This is a genomic window from Variovorax sp. 01N425 (assembly GCF_056399465.1).
Map to the genome: position 1 here is coordinate 314,846 of NZ_JBFTRJ010000001.1, position 26,024 is coordinate 340,869.

The 26,024-nt window shown below is 68.3% G+C and carries 23 protein-coding genes; 6 read left to right on the forward strand and 17 right to left on the reverse strand.

The window, feature by feature from the left end; translation table 11 throughout:
- Nucleotides 1-38: 38 nt before the first annotated feature.
- Genes AC1DSC_RS01535 through AC1DSC_RS01565 form a run of 7 tightly spaced genes read right to left on the reverse strand, consistent with a single transcriptional unit; the run spans nucleotide 39 to nucleotide 8,212 of the window.
- Nucleotides 39-1,037, reverse strand: a complete 999-nt coding sequence (locus AC1DSC_RS01535) for an ABC transporter ATP-binding protein (RefSeq protein WP_062362518.1) — start codon at nucleotides 1,035-1,037, stop codon at nucleotides 39-41.
- Nucleotides 1,034-2,062 (reverse strand): ABC transporter ATP-binding protein, encoded by a 1,029-nt coding sequence (locus AC1DSC_RS01540; RefSeq protein ID WP_062362515.1) that lies wholly within the window; start codon nucleotides 2,060-2,062, stop codon nucleotides 1,034-1,036. The genes AC1DSC_RS01535 and AC1DSC_RS01540 overlap by 4 nt, the downstream gene beginning before the upstream one ends.
- Nucleotides 2,063-2,070: 8 nt before the next feature.
- Nucleotides 2,071-2,970 (reverse strand): ABC transporter permease, encoded by a 900-nt coding sequence (locus tag AC1DSC_RS01545; protein WP_062362512.1) that lies wholly within the window; start codon nucleotides 2,968-2,970, stop codon nucleotides 2,071-2,073.
- 26 nt (nucleotides 2,971-2,996) lie between these two features.
- Entirely contained in the window at nucleotides 2,997-3,932 is a 936-nt protein-coding gene (locus AC1DSC_RS01550; RefSeq protein ID WP_012746698.1) for an ABC transporter permease, read from the reverse strand.
- Nucleotides 3,933-3,953: 21 nt separating this feature from the next.
- The gene (locus AC1DSC_RS01555; protein WP_062362509.1) at nucleotides 3,954-5,534 is read right to left on the reverse strand and encodes an ABC transporter substrate-binding protein; all 1,581 of its coding nucleotides are present in this window, start codon (nucleotides 5,532-5,534) and stop codon (nucleotides 3,954-3,956) included.
- A gap of 32 nt (nucleotides 5,535-5,566) precedes the next feature.
- Nucleotides 5,567-7,018 carry a M81 family metallopeptidase gene (locus AC1DSC_RS01560; protein ID WP_062362506.1) on the reverse strand — a complete coding sequence of 484 codons (1,452 nt, stop codon included), beginning with the start codon at nucleotides 7,016-7,018 and terminating at the stop codon, nucleotides 5,567-5,569.
- Between the two features lie 33 nt (nucleotides 7,019-7,051).
- Nucleotides 7,052-8,212 carry an NAD(P)/FAD-dependent oxidoreductase gene (locus AC1DSC_RS01565; protein WP_062362505.1) on the reverse strand — a complete coding sequence of 387 codons (1,161 nt, stop codon included), beginning with the start codon at nucleotides 8,210-8,212 and terminating at the stop codon, nucleotides 7,052-7,054.
- 203 nt (nucleotides 8,213-8,415) lie between these two features.
- Here AC1DSC_RS01565 and AC1DSC_RS01570 point away from each other — a divergent pair, with 203 nt between their 5' ends.
- Complete coding sequence (locus AC1DSC_RS01570; RefSeq protein WP_062362503.1) at nucleotides 8,416-9,150, forward strand: helix-turn-helix domain-containing protein; 735 nt, start codon at nucleotides 8,416-8,418, stop codon at nucleotides 9,148-9,150.
- A 97-nt stretch (nucleotides 9,151-9,247) separates the two neighbouring features.
- A complete protein-coding gene (locus AC1DSC_RS01575) occupies nucleotides 9,248-10,516 on the forward strand; it encodes a glutamate carboxypeptidase (protein ID WP_062362501.1) in 1,269 nt (422 codons plus the stop codon).
- A 21-nt stretch (nucleotides 10,517-10,537) separates the two neighbouring features.
- Here the strand turns inward: AC1DSC_RS01575 and AC1DSC_RS01580 are convergent, their stop codons facing one another.
- The 8 genes from AC1DSC_RS01580 to AC1DSC_RS01615 form a co-directional block, all read right to left on the reverse strand.
- The gene (locus AC1DSC_RS01580) at nucleotides 10,538-12,538 is read right to left on the reverse strand and encodes a DUF3300 domain-containing protein (RefSeq protein WP_369664287.1); all 2,001 of its coding nucleotides are present in this window, start codon (nucleotides 12,536-12,538) and stop codon (nucleotides 10,538-10,540) included.
- A gap of 152 nt (nucleotides 12,539-12,690) precedes the next feature.
- Nucleotides 12,691-13,332, reverse strand: coding sequence for a DUF3299 domain-containing protein (locus AC1DSC_RS01585; protein ID WP_278878085.1), 642 nt, complete (start codon nucleotides 13,330-13,332; stop codon nucleotides 12,691-12,693).
- Nucleotides 13,333-13,335: 3 nt separating this feature from the next.
- On the reverse strand, nucleotides 13,336-14,598 hold the full coding sequence (locus AC1DSC_RS01590; RefSeq protein ID WP_369664288.1) for an ABC transporter permease: 1,263 nt from the start codon (nucleotides 14,596-14,598) through the stop codon (nucleotides 13,336-13,338).
- Nucleotide 14,599: 1 nt separating this feature from the next.
- Nucleotides 14,600-15,349 (reverse strand): ABC transporter ATP-binding protein, encoded by a 750-nt coding sequence (locus AC1DSC_RS01595; RefSeq protein ID WP_062362498.1) that lies wholly within the window; start codon nucleotides 15,347-15,349, stop codon nucleotides 14,600-14,602.
- 4 nt (nucleotides 15,350-15,353) lie between these two features.
- A complete protein-coding gene (locus AC1DSC_RS01600; protein ID WP_062362496.1) occupies nucleotides 15,354-15,935 on the reverse strand; it encodes a DUF2796 domain-containing protein in 582 nt (193 codons plus the stop codon).
- Nucleotides 15,932-16,840: a sulfurtransferase gene (locus tag AC1DSC_RS01605; protein WP_062362494.1), complete on the reverse strand. Its 909-nt coding sequence runs from the start codon at nucleotides 16,838-16,840 to the stop codon at nucleotides 15,932-15,934. Before AC1DSC_RS01605 ends, AC1DSC_RS01600 begins: the two co-directional genes overlap by 4 nt.
- Before the next feature lie 38 nt (nucleotides 16,841-16,878).
- Nucleotides 16,879-17,796 (reverse strand): DMT family transporter, encoded by a 918-nt coding sequence (locus tag AC1DSC_RS01610; protein ID WP_012746710.1) that lies wholly within the window; start codon nucleotides 17,794-17,796, stop codon nucleotides 16,879-16,881.
- A gap of 22 nt (nucleotides 17,797-17,818) precedes the next feature.
- Nucleotides 17,819-18,961: an aromatic ring-hydroxylating oxygenase subunit alpha gene (locus AC1DSC_RS01615; RefSeq protein ID WP_062362491.1), complete on the reverse strand. Its 1,143-nt coding sequence runs from the start codon at nucleotides 18,959-18,961 to the stop codon at nucleotides 17,819-17,821.
- A 212-nt stretch (nucleotides 18,962-19,173) separates the two neighbouring features.
- Between AC1DSC_RS01615 and AC1DSC_RS01620 the strand changes: the two genes are divergently transcribed.
- The 4 genes from AC1DSC_RS01620 (at nucleotide 19,174) to AC1DSC_RS01635 (ending at nucleotide 23,447) form a co-directional block, all read left to right on the forward strand.
- Entirely contained in the window at nucleotides 19,174-19,440 is a 267-nt protein-coding gene (locus AC1DSC_RS01620; protein WP_012746712.1) for an exodeoxyribonuclease VII small subunit, read from the forward strand.
- Entirely contained in the window at nucleotides 19,437-20,354 is a 918-nt protein-coding gene (locus AC1DSC_RS01625; protein ID WP_012746713.1) for a polyprenyl synthetase family protein, read from the forward strand. Before AC1DSC_RS01620 ends, AC1DSC_RS01625 begins: the two co-directional genes overlap by 4 nt.
- Before the next feature lie 38 nt (nucleotides 20,355-20,392).
- Nucleotides 20,393-22,252: a 1-deoxy-D-xylulose-5-phosphate synthase gene (gene dxs, locus AC1DSC_RS01630; protein WP_369664477.1), complete on the forward strand. Its 1,860-nt coding sequence runs from the start codon at nucleotides 20,393-20,395 to the stop codon at nucleotides 22,250-22,252.
- 112 nt (nucleotides 22,253-22,364) lie between these two features.
- The gene (locus AC1DSC_RS01635) at nucleotides 22,365-23,447 is read left to right on the forward strand and encodes a TRAP transporter substrate-binding protein (protein ID WP_012746715.1); all 1,083 of its coding nucleotides are present in this window, start codon (nucleotides 22,365-22,367) and stop codon (nucleotides 23,445-23,447) included.
- Between the two features lie 116 nt (nucleotides 23,448-23,563).
- On the opposite strand, the gene AC1DSC_RS01640 is transcribed toward AC1DSC_RS01635, so the two are convergent.
- On the reverse strand, nucleotides 23,564-25,348 hold the full coding sequence (locus AC1DSC_RS01640) for a TRAP transporter large permease (RefSeq protein WP_369664289.1): 1,785 nt from the start codon (nucleotides 25,346-25,348) through the stop codon (nucleotides 23,564-23,566).
- A 13-nt stretch (nucleotides 25,349-25,361) separates the two neighbouring features.
- Nucleotides 25,362-25,958: a TRAP transporter small permease subunit gene (locus AC1DSC_RS01645; protein WP_012746717.1), complete on the reverse strand. Its 597-nt coding sequence runs from the start codon at nucleotides 25,956-25,958 to the stop codon at nucleotides 25,362-25,364.
- Nucleotides 25,959-26,024 lie beyond the last annotated feature (66 nt).

Below are 26,024 nucleotides of genomic sequence, written 5' to 3' on the forward strand. Positions count from 1 at the left end.
GAGCAACGCCCTGAACAAGCGGCATCCACACCTCCACCTCAGCGAAAGTGGCAAGCCACCCAATGCCCGCCATTGGAAGACGAGGGTCGTTCCGTCAACTCGGGCACCTGTTCCTTGCACACCGCCTGTGCCATCGGGCAGCGCGTGTGGAAGCGGCAGCCCGACGGCGGGTTGGCGGGACTCGGCGGGTCGCCCTGCAGCAGCATGCGGCACGCCGGTGTGCGCGGATTGGGCACGGGCACGGCCGAAAGAAGGATCTCGGTGTAGGGATGCCGCGGCGCGGAAAACAGCGTGTTCCGGTCCGCGATCTCGACGATGTGGCCGAGGTACATCACGGCCACGCGGTGGCTGATGTGGCGCACCACCGCGAGATCGTGCGCGACGAACAGGTAGGCGATGCCGAACTCGGCCTGCAGGTCCATCAGCAGGTTCACCACCTGCGCCTGCACCGACACGTCGAGCGCGGACACCGGCTCGTCGCAGACGATCAGCTTGGGGTTGAGCGCCAGCGCGCGCGCAATGCCCAGACGCTGCCGCTGGCCGCCCGAGAACTCGTGCGGAAACTTCTTCGCCGCCTCGGGCCTGAGGCCCACGCGCGAGAACAGCCACTGCACGCGTTCGCGCCGCTCGGCCGCCGTGCCCGTGCCGAAGCTGCTGAAGTTGCGCATCGGCTCGGCCACGATGTCGCCGGCCGTGAGGCGCGGATTGAGCGAGGCATACGGGTCCTGGAAGATGATCTGCAGCTGGCGCCGGCGCAGCCGCATCTCGTTGGCGGAGAGCGTCAGCAATTCCTCGCCTTCGAGCTCCACCGAGCCCGAGGTCGGCTCCACCAGCCGCATCACCGACTTGGCGGTGGTCGTCTTGCCGCAGCCCGATTCGCCGACCAGCGACAGCGTTTCGCCGCGCGCCACCGAGAACGAGACGCCGTCGACCGCCTGGATCGCGGGCCTGGCCGGCCGCAGCCAGCGCTTGGGCGAGAGGTAGTGCTTGCGCAGGTTGCGCACCTGGAGCAGCGGGGCTGTGGTTGTCGTCGTCATGCGCTCACCTCGGCGGCATCGGCCCATTGTTCTTCGACGGCGAAGCAGGCCACCACGTGGTCGCCGCCCTGCAGTGTGAGGTGCGGCGTCTCCGCGCGGCAGCGCTCGCGCGCCTGGCTGCAGCGCGCCGCAAAGGCGCAGCCGCGGCCCAGTTCGTGCGCGGCCGGCACCAGCCCCGGGATCTCGGCCAGCCGCGTGCTCGCGGTGTTCATCGACGGCATCGAGGCCATCAGCGCGCGCGTGTAGGGGTGCAGCGGCCGGTCGAACAGGTCGACTACGTCGGCCTCTTCGACCTTCTTGCCGGCATACATCACGACCACGCGGTCGCAGCTCTCGGCCACCACGCCGAGGTCGTGCGTGATCATCACCACGCCCATGCCCAGTTCCTTCTGCAGCCGCTTGATGAGGTCGAGGATCTGCGCCTGGATCGTCACGTCGAGCGCGGTGGTGGGCTCGTCGGCAATCAGCACCTCGGGGTTGCAGGCCAGGGCCAGCGCGATCATCACGCGCTGGCGCATGCCGCCAGAGAGCTGGTGCGGATACTCCTTCACGCGCCGCTCGGGCTCGGGGATCTGCACCACGCGCAGCATTTCCACCGCGCGCTGCAGCGCGTCGGCGCGGCTGGCCTTCTGGTGCAGCTGCACCGTCTCGGCGATCTGCCGGCCCACGGTGAGCACCGGGTTCAGCGAGGTCATCGGCTCCTGGAAGATCATCGAGATGCGGTTGCCGCGGATCTGCCGCATCTCGCGTTCGCTGAGCCGCATCAGGTCGGTGCCGCGCAGGCGCACCGCGCCCATGTGGCGGCCGGGCGGCGTGGGCACCAGCCGCAGGATCGAGAGCGCGGTCACGCTCTTGCCGCAGCCCGACTCGCCGACCACGCCGAGCGTGCGGCCCGCGCGCACGGTGTATGAAACGCCGTCGACCGAGCGCACCACGCCGGCCATCGTATGGAAATGGGTGCGCAGGTTGTCGACTTCGAGCAGGGGCTCGCCGGGCGCGAGCGCAAGATGGGACATGGGTGCCATGGCGGGCCTCACAGCTGCCGCGCCAGGCGCGGGTCGAGCGCATCGCGCAGGCCGTCGCCCAGCAGGTTGATTGCCAGCACCGTGGCCGCCAGCAGCAGGCCCGGGTACAGGATGATGTGGAACGCCACCGCCACGAAGTTGCGGCCCTCGGCCATCATGTTGCCCCAGCTCGGCGTCTGCGCCGGCACGCCCACGCCAAGGAAGGAAAGCGCCGCTTCGGTCAGCACCGCGGCGGCGGCCACGAAGGTCGACTGCACGATCAAGGGCGCCACCATGTTGGGCAGCACGTGGCGCAGCAGGATCACCGGCAAGCGCGTACCGACCGCATGCGCGGCCTCGACATACAGCTGCTCGCGCAGGGTGAGCGCGAGCGAGCGCACCAGCCGCACCACGCGCGGGATCTCCGGCACCGTGATGGCGACGATCACCGTCGTGAGGCTGGCGCGCGTCACCGCCATGAGCGCAATGGCCAGCAGGATGCCGGGAATGGCCATGAGCCCGTCCATCACGCGCATCACCGGCCCGTCGGCCCAGCGCACGAAGCCCGCGAAAAGGCCGATCAATACGCCGAAGAAGGTGGCGAGCAGCGCAACCGAGGCGCCGACGATCATCGACACCTGCCCGCCCCACACGGCGCGGCTGAACACGTCGCGGCCGAGCGCATCGGTGCCGAACAGGTGCTCGGCCGAGGGCGGCTGCATGCGCGCGAGCGGATCGATGTCCTGCGGATCGAAGGTGGCGATCCAGGGCGCGCCGATGGAGACGGCGGCCACTGCCACCAGCAGCAGCCCGCCGACGATCAGCGTCGGATGCTTGCGCACCCAGCGCCAGCGCGGCGGCACGAAGGGCGCTTCGTCGGCCATGGCCACGGGCGCGGCGGTGGCAACGGGTGGTGGAAGTTCACTCATCGGAAGTACGGTGGACATGAGGACATCTAGTACGTGATGCGCGGATCGAACAAGCGGTAGCTCAGGTCGATCAGCAGGTTGATCAGCACGTACACGCCGGCCGACAGCAGCAGCACGCTCTGGATCACCGGGTAGTCGTGGCGCTGCACCGAATCGATCACGAGGCGGCCCACGCCCGGAATGGCGAACACCGTCTCCGTCACCACCACGCCGCCGATCAACAGGGCGATGCCCACGCCCACCGTGGTGGCGATGGGAATGGCCGCGTTGCGCAGCGCATGGCCCAGCACCGGCAGCACGCCCAGGCCCTTGGCGCGCGCGGTGCGGATGTAGTCTTCATGCAGCACCTCGAGCACGGTGGCGCGCGTCATGCGTGTGACGAGCGCGATGTACACCAGCGCGAGGTTCACGCAGGGCAGCACCAGGCCGCGCAGCCACTGCCCAGGGCTGTCGGAAAAGCGCACGTAGCCTTGCACCGGAAACCACGGCAGCTGGATCGCAAAAGCGTAGATCAGCAGGTAGCCCACCAGGAACACCGGCACCGAGAACGCGAGCACCGCGAACAGCATCACGAGCCGGTCGATCCAGCTGCCCGCGCGGTAGGCCGCGAGCGTGCCCAGCGGCACCGCCAGCACCAGCGTGAGCGCCATGGTCAGCACCGCGATCGACACCGTGGGCTCCAGCCGCTGCGCGAGCAGCTGCGCCACCGGCACCTGCGTGAAGATCGAGGTGCCGAGGTCGCCCGTGAAGAGCTTGCCGAGCCAGATCGCGAACTGCTGCCACAGCGGCAGGTTCAGTCCCAGCGCGGCGCGCAGCTTCTCGATATCTTCGACGGAGGCCAGGTCGCCCGCGATCAGCGCCGCCGGGTCGCCCGGCGACAGGTGGATCAGCAGGAACACCACCACCGCCACCACTGCCATCACCGGCAGCGTCGAGAGAAATCGCCTGAGGATGTAGCCCATGGTGCTGCCGTGTGGTGCCGCTTACTTGTCGAGCATCCAGACCGTCGGCATGCCGGCCCAGAGCTTGTCGGTGCCCTTGAGGCTGGCGCGGGCGGCAAACGCGGCCGTGTACTGGCCTGCGTTGATGTAGGGCACCGTTTCATAGGCACGGGCCTGGAAGGCGTCGAGGATCTCGCGCCGCTTGGCCGGCACGGTTTCCTTCAGCCAGGCGTTGCGCAGGTCATCGAGCGTCTTGTCGCAGGGCCAGCCGGGCAGCGTGTTGCCGCAGGCCGCGCTCAGGTAGGCGTTGGTGATGGGGGAGTTGACGTCGAACTCGCCGGCCACGGTGACGTACATGTTCCAGCCGCCCGCTTCCGGCGCGTCGCGCTTGGCGCGGCGCGCGCCGATGGAGGCCCAGTCCATGGTCTGCGCATCGACGTTCATGCCGATGCTGCGCATGGTCTGTGCGGCCATCAGCGCCTCGGCATTGAGGTAGGTGACGTCGCTCGGCACCAGGATGGTGACCTTCTCGCCCTTGTAGCCCGCGTCCGCGAGCAGCTTCTTGGCCTTGGCCACGTCGGCCTTGCGGTAGGGCTCGGCGCCCGCGGGGGTTTCGTTGGGGCTGCCGCAGATGAAGAAGGTCGGGCAGTAGGCCATGCGCATGTCCAGCGGATAGCCCATGGCCGCGACGATGCGCTCCTGGCTCACGGCCTGCAGCAGCGCCTGGCGGATCTTCGGGTTGTTGAAGGGCGGCAGCAGGTGGTTCATGACCAGGAAGCCCTGGTAGGTGCCGCCCGAGCCGATCTTCACGCCGGGGTCGGTGCGCAGCGGCGCGATGTAGTCGGGTGGCACCTGCTCCACCAGGTCGACCTCGCCGCGCTTGAGCGCCGCGATGGCGCTGTTGGCGTCGGGCAGGTAGAGCCATTCCACGCGGTCGAAGCTGGTCTTCTTGCTGCCGGCCAGGCCGCTCGGCGGTTCGCTGCGCGGCAGGTAGTTGGGGTTGCGCACGAAGACGGTCTTGTTGCCCGGCACCCATTCGTCGCGCTTGAAGATGAAGGGGCCGGAGCCGATCACCTCGGGCAGCGGCGCCGTGGCGGGCATCTTCGCGAGCCGCTCGGGCAGGATCACGGGCGGAAAGCTCGAGGGCTTGGCCAGGCCCTCGAGCACCAGGCCGAAGGGCTCGGCGAGCGTGAGCGTGAAGGTGCGCGCATCCACCGCCTTCCACTCGGCGCCGCCCGCCACCATGGCGCGGCCGATGCTGTCGCGCGCGGCCCAGCGCTGCAGCGAGGCAATGGCATCGGCCGAGGTCACGGCGGCGCCGTCGGAGAACTTCAGGCCCGGGCGCAGCGTGAAGCTCCACTGCTTGCCGTCCTTGGAGCTGGTGTACTTCTCGGCCATCTGCGGCTGCGGCTTGCCGTTTGCATCCTGCGCGAACAGCGTGTCGTAGACCATGTAGCCGAAGTTGCGCGAGATGTAGGCGGTGGTGAAGGTCGGGTCGAGGATCTTCAGGTCGGCATGCGCCACCACCTTGAGCGTCTTGGGCGCCGGCGTCTGGGCGAGGGCCGGCAGGCACGCGGCGGAAAGCGCCAGGGTGGCAAGGGCGGCAAGCGTTCGTCGTTTCATCGTCGGTTCTCCGTTGGGGGCGAAAGAAAAGGTCAGGCGGCGACGCCGATGGGCCACTTGGGCAGGCGCGCCTTGCGGTAGGGCAGGGTGTTGAGGTCGAGCGTCACTGCACCGGGAGCGCCGGCGTAGATCACGTGCTTCGCGACTTTCGAGTACGAGGCATAGAAGTGCTGCGACGACTTCACGACGATGATCTTCTTGGCCGCAAGGTCGCAGCCCAGCTGCGTGAACAGGTCGGTGCCCATGGCCTGGTTGCGCAGCGTGATCAGCACGATCTCGATGCCGTTGGCCTCGACCAGCGCGCTGTCGCCCATGAGCGTGGGCGTGCCCGCGAGGCCCGTCATCACCAGGTCGTGCTTGAGCGCCTTCACGGTGCAGTCGAGGTCGATCGGGTCGCCCGACAGCGGGCTGATCTTGCCGCCGATGCGCATCGCGAGCTTGGCGCCCACGCCTGCATCGAAGGCAATGCGCACCGCGATCGGATCCCACATCGGGCCAATGGCCGCGTTGGTGATGCCGCGCTCGACCATGCGGCGCAGGATGAAGGTGGAGTCGCTGGCCGCGCCGCCGCCGGGGTTGTCGGCGCCGTCGGACAGCACCACCGGGCCGCCGTCGAAGGCCAGCGCCTGGTCGAGCGAGGCGTCGATGCCCGGGTAGTCGATCGCGAGGCCCTCGCGCATGGCGATGACTTCGTCGGCCAGCTGGCGGGCCAGCGCATCGGCCTTGGCCTGGTCGCCGTCGGTGTAGACCAGCACCTTGGTGCCCATCTCGGGCACGTCGCCCCACGAGAAGCCATGCGTGAGCGAGATCGACAGCACGCCGTCCTTGCCCTCGAGCGACTGCATGCGCTCGACGAAGCCGCGCGCCGGCTCGCGCGAGGTGTGCACCGTGACGATCATGTCGCAGTCGACCACCGCGGCCACCGGCTTCACCTTGCCTTCGGCCATCGCGGCGCAGATGTCCACCAGCTCCAGGCCGCGTTCGAGCACGTCGGTGTGCGGATATTCCTTGAACGAGATCATCAGGTCGGCGTTGGCTACCATCTGCGGCGTGAGATGGTTGTGCGGATCGAGCTCGGCGCCGATCACCACGCCCGGCCCGACGATCTGCCGCACACGCGCCAGCAGGTCGCCTTCGCAGTCGTCGTAGCCGTCGGCCACCATCGCGCCGTGCAGGCCGAGCAGCACCATGTCGACCGGCAGCACCGCACGCAGGTCGGCCAGCAACTCGTCGCGCAGCGTTTCGTAGGCGTGGCGCGTGGTGGTGCCGCTGGGCTGCGCGCCGGCCACCATGCCCTCGAACAGCTCCCAGCCGCGGTCGGCGCCGCGCATGCGTGCGGCCCACAGCGGGCCCGAGAACAGCGTCATCGCGTCCGGATGCCGGCCGGCCGGGAAGTAGCCGCGGTCCTTGAAGGAGGCGAGGCCGGTCGGCATCGGGCCGAAGGTGTTGGTTTCGGTGGCCAGGGAGGCGCTGAAGACACGCATGGGTTTGTCTCTGTGGTGGTGGGAGTGTTCTTGTCAGCCGGCTGCGGCCGTGCGCAGCCGCTGCGGCCCGAGCATCTCGGCCGTGAGGCCGAAGCCCGCGATGCGTTCGGGCAGCGGCAGTCCGCGCGCCAGCGCGGCGCAGGCCTCGCCCATGGCCGCCGAGGTCTGGATGCCGTAGCCGCCCTGCGCCGCAACCCAGAAGAAGCCCGGCGCGTCCGGATCGAAGCCGCCCACCAGGTCGCCGTCGGCCACGAAGGAGCGCAGGCCGGCCCAGGTGCGCGCGGGCCGGCGGATGGCGAGCGTGGTCGCTTCCTCGATGCGGTGGATCGCGAAGGCGATGTCCAGCTCCTCGGGCTGCACGTCCTGCGGCTCGACCAGGTCGGCATTGGCCGGCGAGCCGAGCAGCATGCCGGCATCGGGCTTGATGTACCAGCCTTCGTCGGCGCCGAACACCATGGGCCAGTGCGCGACGCTGCTGCCTTCGGGCGGCGCGAAGACGAAGGCCGAGCGCCGGCGCGGCTCGATGCCGATGGGCTTCACACCGGCCATCCGCGCGATGGTGTCGACCCAGGCGCCCGCGGCGTTGAGCAGCACCGGTGCTTCGTAGACATTGCCGCCAGCCGTCACGCGCCAGCGCTCGCCGATGCGTTCGATGGCCGTCACGCCGGCATCGCACACCAGCTTGCCGCCGGCCTGCCGCATGCCGCGCAGGTAGCCCTGGTGGATGGCGTGCACGTCCATGTCGGCGGCGTCGGGTTCGTAGACGGCGCCGGCCACCTGCCCGGGCCTGAGCGCAGGCACCATTGCCAGCGCTTCTTCGCTGCCAAGCCGCGTGGCGCCGGTGTTCATGGCGCGCAGCACGTTCCAGTGGGCCTCGAGCTCGGCCAGGTGCTCGGTGCTCGCGACCATCATCGCGCCGCGCGGCGTGAGCAGCGGGTGCTCGGAAAAGCCTTCGGGCGGATGCTCGAGAAAGGCGCGGCTCGCCATGGTGAGGGCGCGCACCTGCGCGGTGCCGTAGCTTTCCATGAAGAGCGCGGCCGAGCGGCCGGTGGAGTGGTAGCCCGGCTGGGCTTCGCGTTCGAGCAGGATAACGCGGGCATGCGGGGCGAGCCAGTGGGCCACCGAAGCCCCGGCAATGCCGCCGCCAATCACAAGGTAGTCGGCCACCGTGGGCGCTTTGGAGTTTGCAGTCATCGGCGAAAAGTGTAGGTAGAAATTTGCGGATACGCAAATAAAATAGGAGGCACCAAGGGGAAACCATGGTGCACCGCATCGGTGAAATTTGCGTCAACGCAATTTGCGCATACGCAAATTCCAGGCCTGCGCCGTGCGGGCTGTCATGGATGGCGCGGCGCCGGGCTGGCAGAATTGCGCTGCACCACAAGAGAAAGCCAAGCGTGAATCCACACACAGGGACCAAGCCGGGAACAAGGCCGAAGGACGAGGCGCCCACGCTGGACCGCACCACTTTCGGCCATCGGCTGCGCGCCGCGCGCAAGCGCTTCGGCTGGACGCTGGCGCAGCTGGCCGAGCGCTCGGGCGTGTCGATCACCACCATCTCGCGCGCCGAGCGCGGCCAGCTCGCGCTGGGCTACGAGAACTTCACCGCACTCGGCCGCGCGCTCGAGATGGACATGAACGCCATGTTCGCGGGCGCCGGCGTCAAGCCCGCGCAGCTCGACGGGCCGGTCGTCACGCGCGCCGGCAAGGGCGTGGTGTACCGGGGCCTCTCGATCGCCTACGAATTCCTCGGCACCACGGCGGCCGGCAAGCAGATGAGCCCCATCGTGGGCACGGTGCATGCGCGGCGCATCCATGGGCCGGAAGACTTCGTGCGGCATGCGGGCGAGGAATTCGCCTATGTGCTGTCGGGCGAGATCGAGGTGCACTTCGAGAACGGCGAAGTGGTGCAGCTTGCGCGCGGCGACTCGCTGTATTTCGACAGCCGGCTCGGCCATGCCTATGTGAGCGTGAGCCGGCAGCTCGCGAAGATCGTGGGCATGACCACGGCGGAGAGCGGGCACATGCGGTCGGCGCGCGAGGCGCCTGCTTCCGGGCCGGTGGGGAAGGTGCCGCCCAGATCCAAGCCCGCAGCCGCCACGAAGAAAGCCACGCGAGGCCGCGGGGCCTGACGCTTCGCCGCGCCGTCCTGCTGTCGCCGATTTGCGCGCGAATGCTGGCGAGGGTCGCTATGCTGGCGCCCGCCAATCACTCCGACAAGAAACCATCATGAACCTGCCCTCGTCCTTCCTTGCCCTGCGGTCCGTGTCGCTGGCCTGCAGCCTCGCCCTTGGCGCCGCCGCCGCCGTGCACGCCGCGCCCGATGCCAAGCTGCTCGCCGCCGCCGAAAAGGCGCAGCCCGCGGTGATCGACAACCTCAAGGAAATGGTGCTGATCGAATCGGGCAGCCTCAACGTCGACGGCCTGCTCAAGATGGCCGACGTGGTGGAAGCGCGCCTGAAGGCCGCGGGCTTCAAGACGGAGCGGCGCAAGGCCACGGCGGGCGCGGGCGCCGACATCGTCATCGGCACCCTCAAGGGCACGGGCAAGCGCAGGATCATGCTGCAGGGCCACATGGACACGGTGTACGCCGCCGGCATCCTGAACAGCCAGCCCTACAAGGTCGACGGCAACCGCATCTACGGGCCGGGCATCGCGGACGACAAGGGCGGGCTCGCGGTCATGATGGCTTCGCTGAAGATCCTGGCCGATGCGGGCTGGCGCGACTACGACACGCTCACGGTGCTCATGAACCCCGACGAGGAAGTGGGCTCGGTGGGCTCGGGCGAGCTCATCGCAACCATGGCCGACCAGCACGACACGGTGCTGTCCTTCGAGCCCACCGCCGCCAAGTCGGTGGCCAAGGGCGAATCGCTGCTGCTGGGCGCGGCCGGCATCGCGCAGGCCACGCTCGACGTGAAGGGCCGCGCATCGCATGCGGGCGCCGCACCCGAGCTGGGCCGCAACGCGCTGTACGAGCTGTCGTACCAGCTGCTGCAGACCCGCGACGTGGCCAAGGACATCCCCGGCGTGGCACTCAACTGGACCGTGGCGCGCGCCACCGGCCCGATCAACCAGATCACCGAGAAGGCGCAGGCGCTCGGCGACATCCGCATCACGCAGCCCGGCGCCGAGAAGAAGCTCGAAGCCGCGCTGCAGGCGAAGCTCGCGAGCGGCAAGCTGGTGCCCGACACCGAGACCACGCTCAAGGTGGAAGTGGGCCGCCCGGCTTTCGTGGCGGGCGAGAAGGGCCGCGCGCTGGGCGAGAAGGCCCAGGCCATCTACAAGGAGATCGACCGCGAGCTCGCGCTCACGCCCATGACCGGCGGCGGCACCGATGCGGGCTATGCGGGCCGCTCCGGCAAGGCCACCGTGGTCGAGAGCTTCGGCCTCGCGGGCTTCGGCTATCACGCACGCGACGAATACATCGAGGTCGACTCGATCGTGCCGCGCCTTTATCTCGTCACCCGGTTGCTGACGGAAATCGGCAAGCAGTAACCGGCCTCGCGGCCGCCGCCTTCAGGGCTGGTCCTTGGGCGGTTCGCCGGGGCGGCCGGGCGGGCGCCGATGGGCCGCTGCGGCGGCGGCCGCGTGCTGCTGGGCCTGTTGCTGCTGCTGGCGGATTTGCTGTGCCTGCTGCGCTTGCTGTTGAGCCTGTTGCTGTTGGCGTTGCTGCTGCTGTTGCTGCTGTTGTTGGATCGCCTGCTGCCGCTGTTGCTGCTGGCGCGCTGCTTGCGCTTCTTGCTGCTGCCGCTGCAGTTGCTCTTGATGCTGCTGTTGCCGGGCCTGCTGCTGCGCCTGCTGCCGCTGCATCTGCTGCTGTTGCGCTTGCTGCTGCTGGAGCACGCGGGCCTGCTGCTGGGCTTGCTGTTGCTGCATCTGCTGGCGCCGTGATTGCTCCTGCTGCGCCGATTGCCTTTGTTGCTGGCGCTCCTGCATGGCCTGCTGCTGCTGGGCCTGGCTGGCCGCGCGCGCCTGTTGCTGTTGCTGTTGCTGCTGGGCCGCCTGCTGCCGCCGCGCGAGGTCCTGCTGCTGCTGCTGTTGTTGAAGCAAGGCCTGCGGCGCTTGCGGGGGCGTGTTGTGCGCCTGCTGCCGCGCCAGCCGCTCCTGTTGTCGTGCCTGTTGCCGCGCCTGTCGCTGTGCTTGTTGCTGCGCCTGTTGCTGCGCCTGTTGCGCTTGCTGGCGCTGCAATGGGTCTTGCTGCGGGTGCTGCTGAAGGCGTGCCTGCCGCTCCTGCTGCTCCTGCTGGCGCTGGCGGGCCTGCAGCTGCTGTGCTTGTTGTGCGGCTTGCTGCTGCTCCTGCTGCTGGCGCATGAAGGCTTGCTGCTGCCGTGCCTGCTGCTCCCGTTGCTGTTGTTGCTGCTGTTGCTGCTGTTGCTGCTGTTGCTGCTGTTGCGCGAACTGGGCGTTCTGTGGCGGGGGCAGACCCGGCGCGGCCGCGAAATTGGGCGGGGGCGCGCCCGGCGGCAGGCCGCGCGGCGCGTTGTTGTTGTAGACATTGCGCACGTTGTTGACCACGGTCGTCGAGCGCGAGATGTAGGTGCTGTTGTTGTAGACCACGGCGGGCCGCGCATAGGCCGGCGGCACCGCGCGGTCGCGATCCCGGTAGCGCGGCGCGCCCCAGTTCACGTCCCACGAGCGCCAGCCCCAGTCGTGCCGCTCGAGCGCGGCGCCCACCACCACGCCGAGCCCGAAGGTGAACGCGCCGGCCGCCGCCATCTGGCCGCGGCTGTAGCCGGGCGCAACCTCGACGGGCGGGGTGTACGCATAGCCGGGATACACGGGCACGGGTTCGCCGTAGATGCGCTGCGGGTCGTAGCTCGGCACGTAGACCACGTCGGGCTGCGCAGGCTCGATGGTGATGAACTGCGGCGGCGGCTCGACGACGGCGGGGCCCGCATAGACGGGCTGCACGTCAGGCGCCGGTGCGTAGTTGCGCGGTGTGGCGGCGCTGGCCACGCGCAGCTTGTCGTTGTTCTTGAGCCGGCCCGCTGCCGATGCGCGCTGGCGCATGACCTGGATCGCGTTCATCACGTCGGCGGGATCGTTGTAGTAGGCCTGTCCGAGCGCTTCGGTCCACGCGATGTTGCCGGCCATCTGGTCCAGCACCGGGCGGAACGCGGTGAGCGATTTCACGCTCGGGTCCCAGGGCTGCTGATTGGCCGCGTCCGCGAGCGGGCCGCCCTTGAGGGACGCGTTCTGCGCGAGCCAGCCGTGCGCGGCCGTGATCTGGTCGGGATAGGTGGCGCCGGCCAGCACCTGCGCCACCAGCTTGTCGGGGTACAGCGCGATGGGCGCGACCAGCTGGTAGAGCTGCTCGGCGGAGGGCGGCGTGTAGGCCGCGGGAGCGGGGGCGGCTGGCGCGGGTGCCGGCGCGGCAGCTGCCGGAGGCGCGGGCGCAGGTGCCGGGGCCGAAGGCGTGCTGTCGGTCTTGTTGCAGCCGGCGATGCCGATTGCGCCGATGCACAGCGAGATCGTCAGGAGCCGCGCGAGCGGTGTGCGGCGCAGTGATGTTGTCATCTGGAGTTCCTATGGGCGCAGAAGCCGCGCCTTCGAAACTCTTCAACGGCGCGCCACCTGTAGCGACGACGCCAGCCTGCATCGTCGATGCAACGGTCTGTGTCGGTGTTGCGCCGCCTGCGCTGTCGGCGCAGAACCACAAGCCCCAGGCTCTACTTGGCGCCGCCTGTGTATTTGCTGACGCTCGTTGCGTTCACGTGGTAGCCGCTCACGCCCATCATCGAATCGTTGCGCAGCGTCTGCAGCTTGCCGGTGACCCACACGGTGTCCATGGCGCGGAACTTGGCGCCCTTGGGCGTGACCACGTGCAGGATCTGGTTGGCCGGCGGCGGCGGCGTGTGGATGCAGGCGCCGAAGTAGGGCACGAGCAGGAACTCGGTCACTTCGCCCTTGGCTTCCTCGAGCGGCACGATGAAGCCCGGGATCTTGATGTCCGCGCCGTTCATGGAGGGGTTGGTCGGTGCGTTGTTCGACACTTCCTGCATCTTCATGAGCAGCTCGTTGGCGCGCGGGTCGCCGTCGTTGAGCGCGCTCAGGTCCATGCCCTTGAATTCCTTGGCCGGGTCCCAGTCCTTGGGCACGAGCTCTTCCCAGGTGATCTGGCGCGGCTGGCCCGGCGCAGCCTTGGCTGCGGCAGCAGGCGGTGCGGCCTTGCCGCCGAGCGGGTTCGATGCGGTCGTGTCCTTGGGTGCCGGGTCGGCGGCCCATGTGGCGGCGGCAAGGCCGGCGCCAGCCAGCAGCATCGAAAGCCGCGTGAAGGCGTTGACCGTGGAGTTCTTCTTTGCGATGCGCATGGTTCAAATCCTCGGGGAAAGGCCGTCGGCCAACGAGAGCCTATAGGCGCGGATGCCCGGCAGCAGGCTTGCCAGCCAGCCCGCGACCAGCAGGCTCGCCATCAGCAGCCATTCATTCAGTGTAGGTGGCGAAAGGCTCAATGTCAGCCCGAACTGCGCCTGCAGCCATGGCGCGAGCAGGGCAATGCCAAGCACCGCCATCACCACGCCGAGGGCCACGCCCAGCACGGTGACCATGGCGCCCTCCAGCGCAAGCAGCGCCAGCACATGGCGCAGGCCGGCACCCACGGCGCGCAGCACGGCCAGCTCGCGCCGCCTTTCGTTCAGCCCCGCCATCACCACCGAGACCAGGCCCGCAAGGCTCACCAGCGCCACCAGCGCCGACATCAGCAGCAGGGCGTTCTCGCCGATGCCGATCACGCTCCACAGCTCGTCGAGCGCCACGCCGGGCAGGATGGCCATCAGCGGCTCGCCGGTGTAGGTGGAGATCCAGCGCTGCACGCCGAACACGGCCGAGCGGTTCTTCAGGCCCACGAGCGCGGCCGTCACGTTCTTGGGCGTGAGGTCGAACTTGCGCACCTGCTCGGCCGGGATCTTCACGCCCGGCATCGGCGCGCCGCCCACCCATTCGAGGTGGATCGCTTCCATCGCTTCGAGGCCGATGTGCACCGTGCGGTCGACCGGCGTGCCGGTGCGCGCGAGCACGCCCACCACGGTGAAGGGCTTGTCGGCATGCTCGGACGCATTGAGTTCGCCGCTGCCATGCGCGAGCGTGATCCTCTGGCCGACGTGGTAGCCGAGCTTGTCGGCCACCTCGGCGCCCACCACCGCATCGAACAGCGCGCTGAAGGGCTTGCCCTCGCGCAGCGCGAGCGGCTGGCGGTTGCCGTAGCGAAAGCGCGCGAAGTATTCGGGCGAGGTTGCGAGCACCGCGAAGCCGCGGTGCGAGTCGCCGAGCGAAAGCGGCACCACCCAGTCGACGCCCGGATGCGCGGCCAGGGCCTGCACGCTCTTCCAGGAAATGTTGTTGGTGGCCGCGCCGATGCGGAACACCGAGTACAGCAGCAATTGCGTGGCGCCGGTGCGCGCGCCCACGATCAGGTCGGTGCCCGAGACGGACGATGCGAAGTTCTCGCGCAGCTCGGTGCGGATGCGCTCCACGCCGAGCAGCAGGAAGGTCGACAGCGCGATCGAGAACACCGTGAGCGCCAGCGTGAAGCGCCGATTCCAGGCGCTGCGCCAGGCAATGGAAAAAAGTGCCTTCATCTCAGCTGTCCGCCGCCATGGCCGCGGGCGCCGCGCGGTTGATCTCGGGCAGCAGCACGTGCCGCGCAAAGCGCTGCGCAATGCGCTGGTCGTGGCTCACGAACACGAGCGCGCTGTTGTTCACGGCGCAGGCCGTCAGCAGCACGTCGAGGAAGGCTTCGCGCCGGTCCTCGTCGAGCGCCGAGGTGGGTTCGTCGGCAATCACCACTTCGGGCTGGCCGATGAGCGCGCGCGCCGCGGCCACGCGCTGCTGCTGGCCCACGGAGAGCTGCATCGCCTGGCGCTTCCAGAGGTTGCGGTCGAGTCCCATCTGATCGAGCAGGTGCTCGGCCTCTTCGCGCGCGCTGCCGCCGCGTGCGGCCTGCGCCTCTCGCCGCTGCGAGAAGCGGCAGGGCAGCAGCACGTTGTCGAGCACGTTCAGGTAGGGCAGCAGGTTGAACTGCTGGAAGATGTAGCCGACGTGCGCAACGCGGCAGCGGTCGCGCGCGGCGCCCGAGAGCTGCGACCAGTCGTGCCCCAGCAGCGTGACGCGGCCTTCGTCCGCCACCAGCACGCCGGCCAGAAGCGACAGCAGCGTGCTCTTGCCGCAGCCGCTCGGCCCGTGCAGGAAGACGGCCTCGCCCGCGGTGATGCGCAAGGCCTCGATATCGATGCACGGCCTTGGCATGCCGGGCCACGAGAAGCGCAACCCTTCGGCGGCGAGCACCACGCGCAGCGGCGGCGCGGCCTCGCCCTGGGGGACGGTGCTCACAGTGTCACTTGCCCAGGTTCAGGCGAACGGGCTGGGCGGCCTGTGCGCCGGCCGGGCGCTTGAGCTGGCGCTTGAACTGGCCTTGGGCGGATGCAATCTGCGAATCGATCTGGCGCGTGCCCTTGAAGGCGGAGAACAGATTCACATCGATGAACTTTGCCGCGGCCCCATGGGTGCAGTTGAACGAAAAGGTCGCGTCGAGGTCGGCATGGCCCGCGGGCTCTGCCGGGTCGGGGTTGCCAAGGCCCAGTGCGCTGGAGCGCAGCTCGACCGGGCCGAGCTTGCAGTTGGCGGCCGGGTCGATGGCAAACAGCTTGTCGGCTGCGCGCAGCTGGGCGATAGCGTCTTCGGCGGTCTTCTTCTCGGCGTCGGTCTTGGGCGCGCGCTCGAAGCCGACGATGTTGTCCAGTGGCGATTCCATGTCGATCACCACCGTGGGTCCGTCGATCGCCACATCGAGCTTGAGCTGGCCGTGCACATGCGCATGCTGCTGCTGCGCCTGGGCGGAAAGAAAGGGGGCTGCGAACAGCGCCGCGGCCAATGCGAGGCCGGATGAAATGCGTCGTCGAAGTCGGGTCTTGCTCATGGTTCTGCGCCTTGCCGGGTCGGCAGCCCCGGCGTGTTGCTCCACTCGCTCCAGCTGCCGGCATAGAGCGCCGTCGTCCCAAGGCCCGCGATCTGCATCGCGAGCAGGTTGGGCACAGCGCTCACGCCGCTGCCGCATTGGTGGACGACCGTCGCCGGATCGCGTCCCGCGAGCAGCGCTTCGAACTCGGCGCGCAATTGCGATGCCGGCTTGAACTTGCCGTCGGGGCCGAGGTTCTCGGCGAAGGGCCGGTTCACAGCCCCGGGGATGTGACCCGCAATCGGGTCCAGAGGTTCCACCTCTCCGCGATAACGTGCGGCGGCACGCGCGTCGATCAGGTTCTGGTCAGGCTGGCCGAGCCGGCGCGCCACCACGTCGGTGGCCACGAGCTTCACCAGCGGCTCGCCCATCACGAAGTTCGACTGGAAGTGCGCGGGCTCCTCGCGGTTCGTGACTTCGCCGCCCGCGGCCTGCCAGGCCTGCAGGCCGCCGTCGAGCACGGCCACCGCGTCGTGGCCCATCCACTTGAGCATCCACCAGAGCCGGCCGCAGTAGTTGGCGCCGTTGCGGTCGTACACCACGGCCTGCATGTCGTTGGAAAAGCCGATGCTCGACAGCCAGGCCGCGAACTTCTCGCGGCTGGGCAGCGGATGGCGCCCGCCCGAGGCCGGCACGCCGTCTTCCTGCGCGATGACCACGTCGCCCTGCGCGCCCGGCATGCCGTGCTTGGCGCTCAGGTCGGTGTCGAGGTTCGCGTACACCGCGCCCGGGATGTGGGCGGCGGCATATTGCTGCGCGCCGGCTTCGGGCTTCATGAGATCGAAGCTGCAGTCGAAGACCATGTGGGGCGCGTCGCCGGCCTGCAGCTGCTGGAGTTGTTCGACGCTGAGGAGGGTGGTGTACATGGCGGGGTTCCTTCGTTGTCGATGAGGGTCGATGCGGATCAGTGTTCTTCGGCCGGCGCCTTGGGCACTGCGCGCTGGCGCAGCACGGTGGCCGCGATGCCGCTCACGATGATGAGCGCCATGCCGGTCCAGCCGGCGGCGTCGATGCGGTCGTCGAACAGCACCACGCTGTACAACGCCGCAAAGATGATGCCGGAGTACTGCAGGTTGGCCACTACCAGCGTGCCGGCCTGCGTCTTGGCCGTGGCGTAGGCGCGCGTCATGCACAGCTGCCCGAGGGCCGCCAGAAGGCCGATCGGCAGCAGCCACAGCGCATGCTGCCACGTCCAGGAATTTCCGCCCGAAAACCCCGTGGCGGCCGTGGCAAAGGCGCCCGCCACCGCGGAGCCCACCGCGAAATAGAACACCGTGCGCAGCTCGGGTTCGCCGATGCGCGACAGCGCCACCACCTGCATGTAGGCAAAGGCGGCCGTGAGGCCCGACAGCAGGCCCAGCATTCCTGCGAAGCCGTCGCTGCCGCTGACCGTGGGCTTGAGCATCAGCACCACGCCGGCAAAGCCCGCGAGCACGGTCAGCGCGAGCGTGCCCTGCAGCGGCGGCCGCTCGATGCGCCCGTCGCGCCCGGGCACCGGCACCCAGGCCAGCAGCGCGCCGCCGACCAGGAAGGCCGCGATCCACACGCTGCTCATGTAGTTGAGCGTGACGGCCGTGGCCAGCGGCATGTGGGCAATGGCATAGAACCACGCGCCCAGCGACACCACGCCGATGGTGCTGCGCCAGGCGTGCATGCCGGGGTAGCGGGTGGCCATGGAGACGCCGCGGTTGCGCGCCAGCAGCCACAGGAACACGATGCCGATCAGGCCGCGCCCGAGCACCATCTCGCCGCTGTTGAACCAGGCCGAGGCCACCTTGACGACCACGCTCATGGTGGCGAACAAGAAGGCGCCCAGCACCATCCAGAGTGCTTGCACTATCGGCTCAGGCGTTGTTCTGCATTGCGCTGCGGTACCACTCGTGGAACTGCTGCATGCCGTCTTCCATCGGGCTCTGGTAGGGGCCGCTCTCGTCGTCGCCGCGCAGCATGAGCGCGCGGCGGCCGGCGTCCATGCGCTCGGCGATCTCGTCGTCCTCCACGCAGGTTTCCATGTAGGCGGCCTGCTGGGCCTCGACGAATTCGCGCTCGAAGGCCACGATCTCCTCGGGGTAGAAGAACTCCACCATGTTGAGCGTCTTGGTAGGGCTCACCGGATGCAGCGTCGACACCGTGAGCACATGCGGATACCACTCGATCATCACGTGCGGATAGTAGGTGAGCCAGATGGCGCCGTACTTGGGCGGCTTGCCTTCGCGGTACTGGAGCAGCTGCTCCTGCCACTTCTGGTAGATCGGGCTGCCCGCGCGGCCGAGCCGGTTGGCCACGCCCACGGTCTGCACCGAGAAGTTGCGGTTGAACTCCCAGCGCAGGTCGTCGCAGGTGACGAAGCTGCCCAGGCCCGGGTGGAACGGGCCGACGTGGTAGTCCTCCAGGTAGACCTCGATGAAGGTCTTCCAGTTGTAGTTGCACTCGTGCAGCTCGACGCGGTCGAGCGCGTAGCCCGTGAAGTCGAGGTCGGCGCGCGGGCCGAGTTCGGCCATGTCGGCCGCCACGTCGCGCCCTGCGCCATCGGGACCGCGCTCGAACAGCAGGCCGTTCCACTCGGTGAGCGGGTAGTTGTGCAGGTTGAGGCAGGGGTCCTGCTGGAAGTGCGGCGCGCCGATCAGCGTGCCGGTGGTGCGCGCATCGCTGGCCGCATAGGTCCAGCGGTGCAGCGGGCAGACGATGTTGCCGCCGGCCTGGCTGTCGAGCTGGCCGCGGCCCTGGAGAATGAGCGCCTGGCGGTGGCGGCACACGTTGGAGATGAGTTCCACGCCCTTGGGCGTGTGCACCAGCGCGCGGCCCTGGTGCTCCTGCGGCAGGGTGTGGAAGTTGCCGGGCTCGGGCACGGCCAGGCGGTGGCCCACATAGCGCGGGCCCTGCGCGAACAGCGTTTGCATCTCGCGCGCATAGAGCGACTCGTCGAAGTACGCGGAAACTGGAAGTTGGCTCGTGGCCTGCTGCAGTTGAAGACTTAAATCAGACATGGAGGACCTGACCAAGCTCCCCACAGGGAGAAAAAAGAAAAGACGGAAGGCGCCGTCTGGAGGGCGACGGCCCGAAGAGTTGTGCCGGGTCGGCCGGCTTGGGAAGCTCGGATTGTACCCAAGGGGGCAGTGCAGTGCCGTTGGCTTGCCGCATGCCGGCGCCCGTTTGCTTCCCCGTCCTAAAATGCGCGGTTTCACACTCGTTCGCTCGCATGCCCAAGGTCCCTTCTTCCGCCACGTCCAGCCCGGCCGCCACGCCCGACACGGGGCCGCTGCCGGCCAGCTACGAAGCCGGGCTCCAGGAGTTGGAACAATTGGTTGCAGAACTCGAGTCGGGCCAATTGCCGCTCGACCAGCTGCTCGGCAGCTACCAGCGCGGCGCCGCGCTGCTCGCCTTCTGCCGCGAAAAGCTCCAGGCGGTCGAAGACCAGATCAAGGTGCTCGACGCCGGGAGCCTCAAGCCCTGGACTGCCGAATGAGCGCGGTTCAAGCGGTGGAATGGGATGCCGCGCGCCTGGCCAGCTGGAGCGACCCGCACCTGGCGCGCGTCGAGGCGGCGCTGTCGCGCTGGGTCGGCGTCGACGCGCCGGTGCTGCTCGGCGATGCCATGCGCTATGCCGTGCTCGACGGCGGCAAGCGGCTGCGGCCGCTCCTGGTGCTGGCCGCGAGCGAAGCGGTCGGCGGCAATGCGGCTGCGGCGCTGCGTGCGGCCTGCGCAACCGAGCTGATCCACGCCTACTCGCTGGTGCACGATGACCTGCCGAGCATGGACAACGACGTGCTGCGGCGTGGCAAGCCCACGGTGCACGTGAAGTTCGGCGAAGCCGATGCGCTGCTGGCCGGCGACGCCCTGCAGGCCCTGGCCTTCGAGCTGCTCACGCCCGAGGGCGACGAGATTCCCGCATCGATCCAGGCCGCGCTGTGCCGTCTGCTCGCGCGCGCCGCGGGCAGCCAGGGCATGGCGGGCGGGCAGGCGATCGACCTGGCCAGCGTGGGCCTCGCGCTGGACGAAGCGCAGCTGCGCGAGATGCACCGCCTGAAGACCGGCGCGCTGCTGCAGGGCAGCGTCGAGATGGGCGCGGCCTGCGCCGGCGCCGTGGCGCCCGCGGCGCTCTCTGCCCTGCGCGACTATGGCGCCGCCATCGGCCTGGCGTTCCAGGTGGTCGACGACATCCTCGACGTCACGGCCGATTCGCAGACCCTCGGCAAGACCGCCGGCAAGGATGCGGCCGCCGACAAGCCCACCTATGTTTCGCTGTGGGGCCTGGACGGTGCGCGTGCGCAGGCAAGGCAGCTGCTGGCCGAATCGCTCGCGGCGCTGGACCGCAGCGGCCTGGCCGACACCGCGGCGTTGCGCGCGCTGGCCCACATGGTCGTCGACCGCGACCGATGAACAACTCACAGATGGACAAGAAGACCCACGACGATCCCATGGCTGCGCTGCTTCCCACGCTTCACGATCCATCGCCGATCCGCCAGTTCGACCGCGCCCAGCTCAGGCAGCTGGCGGCCGAGGTGCGCGCCTGCGTGCTCGACAACGTCTCGCGCACCGGAGGCCACCTGAGCTCGAACCTTGGCACGGTCGAGCTCACGGTCGCGCTGCACCACGTGTTCAACACGCCGCACGACCGCCTGGTGTGGGACGTGGGCCACCAGACCTATCCGCACAAGATCCTCACGGGCCGGCGCGAGCGCATGCCCACGCTGCGGCAGATCGGCGGCATCTCGGGCTTTCCGCAGAGGAGCGAGAGCGAATACGACACCTTCGGCACCGCGCACTCGTCGACCAGCATCTCGGCCGCGCTCGGCATGGCGATGGCGGCCAAGCAGAAGGGCGAAGACCGCCATTCCGTGGCCATCATCGGCGACGGCGCGCTCACGGCCGGCATGGCCTTCGAGGCGCTCAACAACGCCGGCGTGTGCGACTGCAAGCTGCTGGTGATCCTGAACGACAACGACATGTCGATCAGCCCGCCCGTGGGCGCGCTCAACCGCTACCTCGCGCAGCTGATGAGCGGCAACTTCTACGCCGCGGCCAAGAACGTCGGCAAGAGCGTGCTGCGCGCCGCGCCGCCGCTGTTCGAACTGGCCAAGCGCTTCGAACAGCATGCCAAGGGCATGGTGGTGCCCGCCACGCTGTTCGAGCAGTTCGGCTTCAACTACGTCGGCCCCATCGACGGCCACGACCTCGATTCGCTGGTGCCCACGCTCGAGAACCTCAAGCACCTGGACGGCCCGCAGTTCCTGCACGTGGTCACCAAGAAGGGCCAGGGCTACAAGCTGGCCGAGGCCGACCCGGTGGCCTACCACGGGCCCGGCAAGTTCGATCCGCAGGTGGGGCTGGTCAAGTCCACGGCGGTGGCCAAGCAGACCTTCACGCAGGTCTTCGGCCAATGGCTCTGCGACATGGCCGCGCACGACGGCCGGCTGGTGGGCATCACGCCGGCCATGCGCGAAGGCTCGGGGCTGGTCGAGTTCGAGCAGCGCTTTCCGGACCGCTACTACGACGTCGGCATTGCCGAGCAGCATGCCGTCACCTTTGCGGCGGGCCTGGCCTGCGAGGGCCTGAAGCCGGTGGTGGCGATCTACTCGACCTTCCTGCAGCGCGCCTACGACCAGTTGATCCACGACGTCGCGATCCAGAACCTGCCGGTGGTGTTCGCACTCGACCGCGCCGGCCTCGTGGGTGCCGACGGCGCCACGCACGCGGGCGCCTACGACATCCCGTTCCTGCGCTGCATTCCCAACATGAGCATTGCCTGCCCGGCCGACGAGCGCGAGTGCCGGCAGCTCCTGTCGAGCGCCTACGAGCAGAACCATCCGGTGGCCGTGCGCTATCCGCGCGGGGCCGGTGCGGGTGTGGTGCCGCACCTCGCACTCGACGCGCTGCCGTTCGGCAAGGGCGAAGTGCGCCGCGAGGGCAAGCGCATCGCCATCCTGGCCTTCGGCACTTTGCTGTACCCGGCGCTCACGGCGGCCGAATCGCTCGATGCCACGGTGGTCAACATGCGCTGGGCCAAGCCGCTGGACGTCGAGCTGCTGCTGAAGGTGGCGGGCACGCATGACGCCATCGTCACGCTCGAAGAGGGCGCCGTCATGGGCGGCGCGGGCAGCGCGGTGCTCGAGGCGCTGCAGGCGGCCCATGTGCAAAGGCCGGTGCTGCAGCTGGGCCTGCCCGACCGCTTCATCGAGCATGGCGACCCTGGCAAATTGCTCGCATCGATCGGTCTCGATGCGCCCGGCATTGCCGCTTCGATTGCGCAGCGCTTCGGCGCGGCCGCCGCAGGGTAAACCCCCGCCGGGCGGGTGTAAGTGCGTTTTTACAATATCCGGGACTTACAAAAGTCCTCGACGCGGCCACAAGCCGCGTTTCGTTTTTTCCAATGCACTCGGAGTGAATTCAATGGATCGTCGTTCCCTCATTAAAAACGCCGGCATTGCGGGCGTTCTGGCCGCCGGCATTGCGCCCGCAGTTCATGCGCAGGCGGCCGTCCGCTGGCGCCTGGCGTCGAGCTTTCCCAAGTCGCTCGACACCATCTACGGCGGCGCGGAAGTCTTCGCCAAGGCAGTCAAGGCCATGTCGGGCGGCAAGTTCGAAATCTCGGTCCATGCCGGCGGCGAGCTGATGCCTCCCTTCGGCGTGGTGGACGGCGTGCAGAACGGTTCGGTCGAGATGTGCCACACCGTGCCCTACTACTTCTACGGCAAGAACCCCGCGTTCGCGCTGGGTTCGGCCATTCCGTTCGGCCTGAACTCGCGCCAGATGACCGCGTGGATGATGCACGGCAACGGCCGCAAGCTCATGAACGAGTTCTACGCCAAATACAGCATGGTGAGCTTCGCCGGCGGCAACACGGGCTGCCAGATGGGCGGCTGGTTCCGCAAGGAAATCAAGTCCGTGGCGGATTTCAAGGGCATGAAGATGCGCCTGGGCGGCGGCCTGATCGGCGAGGTCATGCAGAAGATGGGCGCCGTGCCGCAAAGCCTGCCGGGCGGCGAGATCTACCAGGCGCTCGAAAAGGGCACCATCGATGCCGCCGAATGGGTGGGACCGTACGACGACCAGAAGCTCGGCTTCAACAAGGTCGCGCCGTTCTACTACTACCCCGGCTGGTGGGAAGGCGGTCCGGAAGTGGACTTCTTCATCAACCAGAAGGCCATGGACGGCCTCTCGGCCGAGAACAAGGCCATCGTGGAAGCCGCCGCGGCCGTGGCCTCGTCGGACATGCTGGCCAAGTACGACGCGCTGAACCCCATCGCGCTCAAGCAGCTCGTGGCCGCCAAGACCAAGGTGCTGCCGTTCTCGCAAGCCATGATGGACGCCGCCTACAAGGCTTCGCTCGAGGTCTATGCCGAGAACGACGCCAAGAGCCCCGAGTGGAAGAAGATCTACGCCGACTTCCGCAGCTTCCAGCGCGACCAGGTGCTCTGGTTCCGTTTTGCGGAATCGCGCTTCGACTCGTTCATGTCCACGCTCAAGCTCTGATCCGGGTTCACTCCGGCCAGCAAAAAGCCCCGCGATGCGGGGCTTTTTTTTTGGGGCTTCGGGGAAGGCCCGCGGCCGCCGCGTGCCCCGGAGGGCCTGCAGCGGCTTTCTTCGAACTACTTCTTGCCCGCGTCCCGGTCCAGCTGTTCCTGCATGGCCTTCATCGGGTCTTCTTCCGCGCCCGCAGGCGCTTCGCCGCCGGCCGGTGCCGAGGCGCCGGGTGCCGGCTCGGGAGCGGGCTGGGAGTCGTCCTTCGGCATGTTGGCCTGCATCTCGGCGCCGATCTTGTCGAGGTCGACTGCCACCTCCTTGTCGAGCCCGCTCGAGACGATGGCCGGGAACGCGATGATCAGGCCGACCATGATGATCTGGATCAGCACGAAGGGCACCGCCCCCCAGTAGATCTGCATGGTGGTGACGGGCTCGATGCGTTCGTTCGTGACCTTGTCGTTGTAGGCCTTGGTCGGCGCCACGCTGCGCAGGTAGAACAGCGCGAAGCCGAAAGGCGGATGCATGAACGAGGTCTGCATGTTCACAGCCAGCAGCACGCCGAACCAGATCAGGTCGATGCCGAGCTTGTGCGCCACGGGTGCCAGGAGCGGCACCACGATGAACGAGAGCTCGAAGAAGTCCAGGAAGAACGCCAGGAAGAAGATCAGCACGTTCACCAGGATCAGGAAGCCGAGCTGGCCGCCGGGCATGCCGGTCAGCAGGTGCTCGACCCAGCGCGGTCCGTCCACGCCCTGGAACACCAGGCTGAAGATGGTCGAGCCGATCAGGATGAACACCACGAAGCACGACAGCTTGGTGGTGGTGTTGAGCGCCTGCTTGAGCAGGCTCATGCTGAGCCGTCCGCGCACCATGGCCATGATGAAGGCGCCCAGGGCACCCATGGCGCCGCCTTCGGTGGGGGTGGCCACGCCGAGGAAAATCGTGCCCAGCACCAGGAAGATCAGCAGCAGCGGCGGGATCAGCACGAAGGTCACGCGCTCGGCAATGCGCGACAGCAGGCGCAGCCGCAGCAGGCGGTTGGCCACCGCGATCAGGAAGGCCAGCATCACGCCGACGCACATCGACACCACGATGGTTTCGTCGGTGGCCACGCTGGTCACGGGCTGGCCGGTCCACCAGGTGTGGACATCGGCAATGTGCTTGGCAAAGAACACGGCCGCCGCGGTGGCAACGGTGGTCAGCACCAGCAGCGAGGGCAGGCCGCTGCTGCCGCTCGGCTCGCGGAAGGTGCGTGCCTCGAGCGGCAGGGCCGGAACCCACTTGGGCTTGAAGATGGCCAGCAGGATCACGTAGCCCGCGTACATGGCCGTGAGCATGAAGCCCGGCACGAACGCGCCCTTGTACATGTCGCCCACGCTGCGGCCGAGCTGGTCGGCCATGATGATCAGCACCAGCGAAGGCGGAATGATCTGCGCCAGCGTGCCCGAGGCCGCAATCACGCCCGAGGCGATGCGCCGGTCATAGCCGTAGCGCAGCATGATCGGCAGCGAGATCAGGCCCATCGAGATGACCGAGGCCGCCACCACGCCGGTGGTGGCCGCAAGCAGCGCACCCACGAAGATCACGGCCAGCGCGAGGCCGCCGCGCACGGGGCCGAAGAGCTGGCCGATCGAGTCGAGCAGGTCTTCGGCCATGCCGCTTCGCTCGAGGATCAGCCCCATGAGCGTGAAGAACGGAATGGCCAGCAGCGTGTCGTTCTGCATGATGCCGAACACCCGCAGCGGCAGCGCCTGCAGCAGCGCCTCGGGCAGGAGGCCGAGCTCCACGCCGACGAAGCCGAAGAACAGGCCGCAGGCGCCGAGGCTGAACGCCACCGGGAAGCCGAACAGCAGGAACACGATCAGCCCCGCGAACATGATCGGGGCGAAGTTTTGCGTAATGAATTCCATGGGGTGCTACCGCTCAGCCTTTGGCGTTGGATTCGGCGAGCCGGCGGATCGACTCGGCCAGTTCTTCTTCGGCGGTCTTTTCGTCGCGCTTCTGCGTGGGATCGTCGATGCGGCCCTGCAGGAACGCGATGCGCTTGATGAGTTCGGACCAGCCCTGGAGCATCAGCAGCGAGAAGCCCAGCGGGATCATGGCGTAGATCGGCCAGCGGATCAGGCCGCCGGCGTTGTTCGACATCTCGCCCGAGCGATAGCCCTGCAGGAAGAACGGAATGCCATACCAGAGGATGGCGAGGCAGACCGGCGTGAGGAAGAAGCTGAAGCCGATGATGTCGACCCAGATCTGGCCGCGCTTGGACAGGCGGCTGAGGATCACGTCGATCTTCACGTGCTCCTGGTTCAGGAGGGTATAGCCCGCGGCAATCAGGAAGGATGCGGCGAACAGGTACCACTGCACTTCGAGATAGGCGTTGGAGCTGACGTTGAACACCTTCCGGACCACGGCATTGACGCCGCTGATCACGGTGGATGCAAGGATGAGCCAGATCACGTACTTGCCGATCTGGCCATTGAGCCAATCGACCGCGCGCGAAAATCTGAGCAGGAAATTCATGCTCTTCTCCAGAGAGGAAATGGATGCTTGGATGCAGAAGCGGGCCGGGCTCCGCCGGCGGGCGGC